Annotated in this window: 7 protein-coding genes; 3 read left to right on the forward strand and 4 right to left on the reverse strand. The window is 73.3% G+C overall.

Annotated features, from left to right (window positions below):
- Window positions 1–171: 171 nt before the first annotated feature.
- Together VK640_11645 and VK640_11650 are read left to right on the forward strand one after the other, a co-directional pair.
- Window positions 172–744, forward strand: coding sequence for a DedA family protein (locus VK640_11645; protein HTE73836.1), 573 nt, complete (start codon window positions 172–174; stop codon window positions 742–744).
- Window positions 745–912: 168 nt separating this feature from the next.
- On the forward strand, window positions 913–1,488 hold the full coding sequence (locus VK640_11650; GenBank protein HTE73837.1) for a hypothetical protein: 576 nt from the start codon (window positions 913–915) through the stop codon (window positions 1,486–1,488).
- Window positions 1,489–1,534: 46 nt separating this feature from the next.
- Here the strand turns inward: VK640_11650 and VK640_11655 are convergent, their stop codons facing one another.
- From VK640_11655 to VK640_11670, 4 genes are all read right to left on the reverse strand, one after another.
- The gene (locus VK640_11655; protein ID HTE73838.1) at window positions 1,535–3,172 is read right to left on the reverse strand and encodes an ATP-dependent DNA helicase RecQ; all 1,638 of its coding nucleotides are present in this window, start codon (window positions 3,170–3,172) and stop codon (window positions 1,535–1,537) included.
- Window positions 3,173–3,224: 52 nt separating this feature from the next.
- A complete protein-coding gene (locus tag VK640_11660) occupies window positions 3,225–3,629 on the reverse strand; it encodes a hypothetical protein (protein ID HTE73839.1) in 405 nt (134 codons plus the stop codon).
- 99 nt (window positions 3,630–3,728) lie between these two features.
- On the reverse strand, window positions 3,729–4,493 hold the full coding sequence (locus VK640_11665; protein HTE73840.1) for a sulfite exporter TauE/SafE family protein: 765 nt from the start codon (window positions 4,491–4,493) through the stop codon (window positions 3,729–3,731).
- Window positions 4,494–4,531: 38 nt separating this feature from the next.
- Window positions 4,532–7,624: an EAL domain-containing protein gene (locus VK640_11670; GenBank protein ID HTE73841.1), complete on the reverse strand. Its 3,093-nt coding sequence runs from the start codon at window positions 7,622–7,624 to the stop codon at window positions 4,532–4,534.
- Window positions 7,625–7,746: 122 nt separating this feature from the next.
- Here VK640_11670 and VK640_11675 point away from each other — a divergent pair.
- Window positions 7,747–8,609: alcohol dehydrogenase catalytic domain-containing protein (locus VK640_11675; GenBank protein HTE73842.1), on the forward strand; the 863-nt coding region annotated here is incomplete at its 3' end.

The following is an 8,609-nucleotide window of genomic DNA, read 5'->3' on the forward strand; positions in this document are numbered from 1 at the left end:
GCCTGCTGGACGAGCTCAAGTCGATCCCGGCGTCGGCGTTCGAGGCCGTCGACACGTCGTCGCTGCGGGTCAGCGCCGGCAGCGGCGCGGCCGGCTCCGGCTGACGACGTACGACCGCAACGACCAGCACCTTCTTGCGTAGGGGGCCTCTTCGGCGAGCACGACGGGTTGGTGCACGCTCACAAGATCGCCGACCTCGGCGGGCTCGCCGGCTGGGTGCTCGACGTCATCGACGCGATGGGCGCCGTCGGCGTTGCCGCGCTCGTGGCGCTGGAGAACCTCTTCCCCCCGATGCCCAGCGAGGTGGTCCTGCCGCTCGCCGGCTTCCTCGCGGGTCAGGGCAAGCTCTCGCTGGCCGCCGTCCTGGTCGCCGCCACCGTCGGGTCGGTCGTGGGCGCCCTGGTCCTGTACTGGGCCGGGGCCGCGCTGGGCAGGGACCGGACGCGCCGCATCGCCGAGCGGCTGCCGCTGATGAACGCCGACGACGTCGACCTGGCGCAGGGCTGGTTCGACCGGCACGGGCGCAGCGCGGTGCTCGTCGGCCGGCTGGTGCCCGGGGTGCGCTCGCTGGTCTCGATCCCGGTCGGCATCGCACGGATGCCACTGCTGCCCTTCGTCGGCTACACGACCTCGGCAGCGCGGGCTACAACGTGGTGCTGGTGCTGCTCGGCCACCAGCTCGGGAGCCGATGGACGTCGGTCGAGAAGTACAGCGACCCGATCAACTACGGCGTCTACGGCCTGATCGTCGTCGGAGTGCTCGTGGCGGTCCTGCGGCGCGCCCGGCAGCGCCGCAACGACCGTGAACGCGAGCTCGTCGACGCGCACAGGTGACCAAGGTCGTCTCGCCGCGCACGCGTCGCGCTGACAGCATGGGCGTGCCGGCACGGGCACCGAGGTGAAGGAGCAGGCCATGACGATCCGTCGAGCAAGGCTCAGGGCAACGGTCCTCGTGGGAGTGGCCGCCTTGGTCACGGCCCTGACAGCGGCACCGGCTGCTGCGGCGAAGGCCACCGTCCCGGACCCGACCGGTGACAGCGGGCAGGGCGTCGACCTGGTCGCGCTCGACGTCCGGCACTCGACGCTGAACACGCCGAACCGGCTGGTGCTGCGCGCCCGGCACACCGGCCTGCCGGACTTCGACAGCGGCGTCTTCACGACCGTCACGTTCTGGATCGACGTCGACCGGGCAGACCGCGGTCCGGAGTTCGTCGTCGACGTCATCCCCAACGCCGGCGGCACGCGCCTGCTCGGCGTCGAGGGGTGGAGCCGAGCCGACCTGCAGGTCCAGGCATGCCCGGGCATGCGGGCGAGGGCAGACGTCTTCACCGACGGCCCGGTGCGGCTGAGCGTGCCGCGCAGCTGCCTCGACGGCCCCACACAGGTCCGCGGAGCCGTGAAGGCCGTGGGCGAGACTCCGCAGGGCGAGGTGGTCGGCCGCGACTGGGTCGGCGGCCGCCGGCACTGGTCGCCCTGGGTCCGCAGCTAGCGCCGCTGGCGCCGCGGGAAATCGGCGCCGCCGGTCGGCCCACCGGTCAGCCGGTCGGGCGCAGCAGCCCGTTGCCCGTGACCGCGGCCTCGAGCAGCGTCTTGTAGCCGACCGACTCGAACAGGACGGTGAGCTGGTCACCGTCGCTCGACATCACCACGCCCTCGCCCCACTCGGCGTGCACCACCTGACTGTTCAGCGGGAAGCTGCCCTGGGTCGGGGCTCCGGCGTCGTCGACCCGACCGGCCCGGCACGCGTCGCAGGCACCGCACGGCGCCTCGTACACCTCCCCGAAGTAGGCGAGCAGGTACTGCCGACGACAGCCCTGGGTCTCGGCGTAGCCCCGCATCATGTCGACCCGCGACCGGGTCAGCCGCTGGCGATCCGCGGCGGCCTCCGCTGCTGCCGCAGCTGCCCCTGCCGGGTCGACGATGTCCGGACCGACGTCGAGCCGCTCGCCGTCCACCGGCTGCAGGGCCCCCACCTGCTCCAGCAGGTTGACCAGCGACGCCAGCTTGGTCAGCCGGAAGCCGGAGGCCTGCTTGAGGTCGGTCACATCGACCGCTCCGTCGTGCAGCCCGACGAGGGTGGCGACGCGCTGCAGGTCCTGCTCCTTGGGCAGCCCGGACGCGAAGTACCGGCGCAGCCCGAGGTCCTCCTCGCGGTAGAAGAGGACCGCCGTCGCCGGCCGGCCGTCACGCCCGGCGCGGCCGACCTCCTGGTAGTAGGAGTCGAGCGAGTCGGCGACCTGCGCGTGCAGCACGAAGCGCACGTCCGCCTTGTCGATGCCCATGCCGAACGCCGTCGTCGCGGTGACCACGTCGAGCTCACCGGCGAGGAAGGCGTCGTGCGTGGTCCGCCGCTGCGCCGCCGGCAGCCCGGCGTGGTAGGCGGCGGCGCGCAGCCCGATGGCCGAGAGCTCGGCGGCGTACCGCTCGGCGTCCTTGCGGGTCCCGGTGTAGACCAGCCCCGGCTTGGGCTCCGCCGCCGCGCGCAGCACCACCGCCTCGCGCTTCTCGTCGTCGTCCTGGAAGCGCTCGACCTGCAGGTCGATCTCGGGTCGGTCGAACCCCTGCACGACGACGTGGGGGTCGCACAGCCGCAGCGACGCCACGATCTCGTCCCGCACCGGGGGCGAGGCGGTGGCGGTCAGTGCCACGACCGTCGGGTGGCCCAGCTGCTCGACGACACCTCCCAGCCGCAGGTAGTCGGGCCGGAAGTCGTGTCCCCACGACGACACGCAGTGGGCCTCGTCGACGACGAAGAGCGAGGGCCGGGCGGCGGCGACCTCGGCCACGACGTCGGGGCGCTGCAGCTGCTCCGGGGTGAGGAAGAGGAACTCGACGGCTCCGGAGTGGAGGGCGTCGTACGTCGCCGCCCGGTCCGCCTGCGAGAGCCCGGAGTCGATGCTGCGCGCTGCCCCGCCCTCGATGCCCAGCAGGGACACCACCTGGTCGCGCTGCAGGGAGATCAGCGGTGACACCACCACCGTGGGCCCGTCGAGCAGCAGCGCGGTGACCTGGTAGACCGCCGACTTGCCCGCCCCGGTCGGCATCACGACGAGGGTGTCCCGGCCGTCGAGGACACCGGCCATCGCCTCGGCCTGGCCCGGCCGCAGGTCGGTCCAGCCGAAGCGCTCCCGGGCGGTGCGGCGGAGGTCGGCGAGGTGACGGGTGCGGGGCACGCCCGATGGTGCACCGCGCCCCGCGCCGGAAACCTCTCAGGTGCGTCCAGCGTCAGCGCGGCGCGCGCAGGACCTGGACCAGCCGGCGACCGGCAAGTGCGGCGACGGCGACGAGACCGAGAACGAGCAGCACCTGCACGACCCGCTGGCCGGCGTCGAGCCGGTCGTCGGTGTAGCCGCCGTCGAAGAGCCCGGAGACCAGTGCGACGGTGACGGCGACGGCCAGCAGGCCCGAGCCGGCCAGCGCGCGCCGCCGGTGCGGCGTGCCGGCCAGCAGGGCCATGACGACCTGGAAGACCGTCATCGGCAGCGGCACGGACAGGTGACCGTCCGGGCCGAGCGCGTCGAGGTAGGTGGGGCTGAGGTCGCCGGCGACCGACACGGCCGCGCCGACCAGGGACACGGCTGTCGTGGCGAGGACCGCGACCAGCACCGAGCGGTCGGACGCCAGTCGCACGCTCGAGCGGGTGTCCTGGGCTGAGGTCTGCCGGTCGGTCACATCGCCATCAGACACCGCGCCGCGTTCGCCCGTCTCCGCTTCGGCCGGTCCGGCCACTCACAGCAGAAGCGGCACCGACGACAGCGCAGCCAGGGTGAGCACCGCCTTCTCGAACTGGTCCTCGTCCATATGCCGGACCAGCGCCAGGCCGCCGAACGCCCCGACGGCGACCAGCGGCGCCAGCACCAGGTCCAGCAGCAGGGAGCCCGGGACGACCAGGCCGAGCCCGATGCTGAACGGCAGCTTGGCCACGTTGACCAGGAAGAAGAACCACGCCGCCGTTCCCAGGAACTGGAGCATGGCCAGCCCGGACAGCAGGAGGTAGACGGTCATGACCGCGCCGGCGGCGTTGGCCACCATCGTGACGAAGCCGGCCGCGACACCGGCCACCGCCGCAGCCCACCGGTGACCGGTCGAGGGCGCCCCGTCCCGGGGCGGCCCGAGCCAGCGGGTCAGCCGGCCACCGCGGGTCACCAGCTGCCCGACGGTCAGCACCAGCAGCACCAGACCGATGGTGCGCCGCATGACCGTGTCGTCCACGGCGGCCACGAAGGCAGCACCGCCGACGATGCCGATGCCCACCCACGGCAGCAGCCGTCGGATCAGCCCCCAGTCGGTGTGCCGCCGGTAGAAGCCGATCGCGAACAGGTCGCCCAGGATGAGCAGCGGCAGGATCGTGCCGGTCGACTCCCGCGCGGGCAGCACCAGCGCGAAGCCGGCGACCGCGAGCGACCCGGTGCCGGACACGGCCGTCTTGGCGAAACCGATCGCCACCACGGCGCCGGCCAGCACGGCCCAGTCGAGCCAGGTGAGGTCCGGCACCCGCGCAGACTAGGCCGACCAGCCTGACCAGCCGGCGGCTAGGCGGACTGGGTGGACCGGTGCCGGCCGTCGTCGACCGCGAGCAGGTCGACGACGTCGGCGGCGACCATGGGCCGGCCGACGTGGAACCCCTGGCCGAGGTCGCAGTGCATGTCGCGCAGCCGGTCCAGCTGGGCTGTGCGCTCGATGCCCTCGGCGACGGTGCGCAGGCCGAGGTTGTGCGCGAGGTCGATGATGGTCGCGACGAGGAAGCCGCTCTGCTCCCGGTGGCCGAGCTCCCCGACGAACTCCTTGTCGATCTTCAGCACGTCGACCGGCAGCTGCCGCAGCCAGCTGAACGACGAGTAGCCGGTGCCGAAGTCGTCGACCGCGATCCGCACGCCGAGCGCCTTGAGCTCCTGGAGGCGCTGGATGGTCGACGCGACGTCGCTCATGACGGCGCTCTCGGTGATCTCGAGGTTGACCCGGCCGGGGTCGACGCCGGACTCGCGAAGCACCCGGTCGACGTCCTGCTCGAAGTCGGGCCGGCGAAGCTGGCGCTGCGAGACGTTGACGCTGACCGTCACGTCGGGGTCCAGCCGCGCCCACTCCGCGGCCTGCCGGCAGGCCCGGTCCAGCACCCACAGCCCCAGGGGCACGACCAGGCCGGTCTCCTCGGCGAGCGGGATGAAGGAGTCCGGCGCCATCAGGCCCCGCTGCGGGTGCTCCCACCGGACCAAGGCCTCGAGCCCGGCGATGCGCCCGGTCTGCATGGACACGATCGGCTGGTAGTGCAGGACGAACTCGCCGTTGTCGATCGCGCGCTGCAGGCCGGCCCGCAGGTCGAGGCGGTGCACCGCCGCGGCATGCATGTGCGGCTCGAAGATGGCGTAGCGGCCCTTGCCGTCGGTCTTGACGACGTACATCGCGGCATCCGCGTTGCGCACCAGCTCAGCGGGGTCGATGGTCTCGTCGCCGGCGAAGGCGACCCCGATGCTCGCGTGGGCGAAGACCTCGCGGCCGTCGATGACCAGCGGCTGCGCGAGCGTCGCCAGGATGCGCTCGACCGCGACGACGGCGGCCTCCTCGGAGGGGAGGTCGACCAGCAGCATCGCGAACTCGTCGCCGCCCAGCCGCGCCGTCGTGTCGCCGGGACGGACGAGGTGCTCCAGGCGCTCGGACACCGCGCGCAGCAGGGCGTCGCCGGCGGCGTGGCCGAGGCTGTCGTTGATGGTCTTGAAGTCGTCGAGGTCGAGCAGCAGCACGGCCATGACCCGGGAGTCGCGCTCCCGACGGCGCAGGGCGTGGGCCACCCGGTCGGTGAAGAGCGCACGGTTGGCCAGTCCGGTCAGCTCGTCGTGGAACGCCTGGTGGGTGAGGGTCAGCTCGAAGCGCTTGCGCTCGCTGATGTCGCGGACCGTGACCAGCGTCGCGCCGACGCTGGGGTCAGCCTGCAGGTTGTTGAGCACCGCCTCGACGTCGACCAGCTCGCCGTCCTGACGACGCAGCCGCAGCTCGATGCGCCGGCTCAGCCCGGGGCGGGCGAGCACCTCGGTCAGCTGGGACTGCAGCCGCAGCAGGTCCTGCGGGTCGCTGAGGTCCTCGAGCCCGCTGCCCAGCAACGCCTCCGGCCGGTAGCCGAGGACCCGCTCTGCGGACGGGCCCTGGTAGGTCACCAGCCCCGAGCCGTCGACCAGGAGGATCGCGTCGGAGGAGTTCTGCACCAGCGCCCGGAACCGCGCCTCGCCCTGGCGCAGGTGCAGCTCGGCGCTGAGCGTCTGCGACTCCAGGGCCAGACCGAGCTGCGCGGCGAGGGTGTCGAGGGTCTCGATGGTGCCCACGTCCGGCGTCGCCGCGGTCACGACGACGACCAGCGCGAGCAGCTCGTCGTGGACCGCGACCCGGCGCACCACGAGGTGACCGCGTCGGCCGCGCATGTCCAGCCGGGCCAGCAGGTCGCGGTCCAGGGACTCGACCCGCGGCCAGCCCGGTGCGGCCGACTCGACGGCGCGCAGCAGCGGGTGGGCGACCGGCTTCCGGCTCGCCTCGAGGCGCCGGCCGCCGGCGGTCACGATGACCTCCTGCCCGCTCGCGTCGACCAGGTCGACGATCCGGCTGACCACGACGGTGCCGCCGAGGAGCAGGTCGACGGCGTCGAGGGCTGCGGCGTGCACGCCACGGCGGTCGCCGCCGGCCACGAACGCGGCGGCCGCCGCACGCAGCGTCCGCTCGCGCTCCGCGGTGACCGCGACCGACTGCATGAGCAGGCCCACCCGGGTCAGGACCAGCAGCATGAGCAGGACCATCCCGACGACGAGCACCGGGACGTCGGACGTGTCGTCGCGCACCGCCTGCAGCCCGATGATCAGCGGCGGCAGCAGGACGACGGCGCCGAGCAGGCCGAGCCGGGTGGCCGCGTCCTCCGGCTCCTCCCGCGCCGGTGCCACCTCGGTGACCGTGCTCATCGACGGGTGCAGGGCAGCCGTGGCCAGCAGCACCGACGCGACCAGCCAGCCCGCGTGCGTCAGGACGGAGGCCGGCTCGGTGGTCACGTCGGTCTGCAGCAGCACGGCGATGTCGACGCCGACCAGGACCGCGACGCCCGCGGCCAGCAGCACGAACGCGCTGCTCGACACGTCGGCGACGACGAGCCTGGTGACCAGCGCGACCACGACCACGTCGGCGACGAGGAAGGCCAGCTGCACGGCTCGCGCGGTGGTGTCGAGTCCCTCGAGGTCGACGACGAAGACCCAGTAGCCGAGGGCAGCGGTGACCGCGACGACCGCCGCGTCGACCCAGCCGGCCCAGCCCACCGAGCCGGGGTCGGACCGCCGGGCCCGCCAGACGGCCACCAGGGCAGCCACCAGCAGGGGGTAACCCGCCAGGCGCAGGGCGTCGACCGCCCACGGCCGGTCCACCCACTCGGTGACCGCCTCGGCCGCGGCGAAGGCGGCCAGGGCGCCGGCCAGCAGCAACCACGGCCGGGGCGCGGGAGGCAGGTGCAGCCGGGTGCCGAGCACCACCACGGCGGCAGCGCCGAGGGCGACGGCCAGGACCGTCACGGAGCGCCACGGCCCGGCCGGCACCAGCACCGCGGTCAGCGCGCCGACCGACCCCGCGACCACCCACGCGGTCGGCAGAGCACGGGACATCCGGCGCATAGGCCGAGATAACCACGCGCGGCGGCCGTCACCTAGCGTCACGACGGGAAGAAGTCCCACGCATTGCCCGGAGCAGCCGGACTTGTCCGCATTGGAGTGGGTAGGCGCGCATCATGAGAGCACTCACCTGGCAGGGGCGGCGCGACGTACGCGTGGACGACGTCCCGGACCCGACCATCCAGCACCCCACCGACGCCATCGTCCGCATCACCTCGTCCGCCATCTGCGGGTCGGACCTGCACCTCTACGAGGTCCTGGGCCCCTTTCTCACTCCCGGTGACGTCCTCGGGCACGAGCCGATGGGCATCGTCGAGGAGGTCGGCGCCGAGGTGACCCACATCCGGCCCGGCGACCGGGTGGTCATCCCCTTCAACATCTCCTGCGGGTCGTGCTGGATGTGCTCGCGAGGGCTGTTCGCGCAGTGCGAGACCACCCAGGTCAAGGAGCAGGGCAAGGGCGCCTCGCTCTTCGGCTACACCTCGCTCTACGGGTCGGTGCCGGGCGGCCAGGCGGAGTACCTGCGGGTGCCGCAGGCCCACTTCGGCCCGATCAAGGTGCCGGAGGGCACCCCGGACGAGCAGTACCTCTTCCTCTCCGACGTGGTGCCGACCGCCTGGCAGGCTGTGCAGTGGGCCGACGTGCCCGAGGGCGGCACGCTGGCCGTCATGGGGCTCGGCCCGATCGGCCAGATGGCCGCCCGGATCGGCCGTCAGCTCGGCGCCGGCCGGGTCATCGGGGTCGACGACGTGGAGGCCCGGCTCCAGATGGCCGCCCGGCACGGCGTGGAGACGCTCGACCTGCGCTCGGTGGACGACGTGACCGAGACGCTGATCGAGATGACCGGCGGCCGAGGCCCGGACAGCGTGATCGACGCGGTCGGCATGGAGGCGCACGGCGCCACCGCGGGCAAGCTGGCCCAGACCGCCGCCGGGCTGATGCCGGACAAGCTCGCCCAGACGATGACCGACAAGGTCGG

This window comes from Actinomycetes bacterium (assembly GCA_035489715.1).
Lineage (GTDB): Bacteria > Actinomycetota > Actinomycetes > JACCUZ01 > JACCUZ01 > DATHAP01.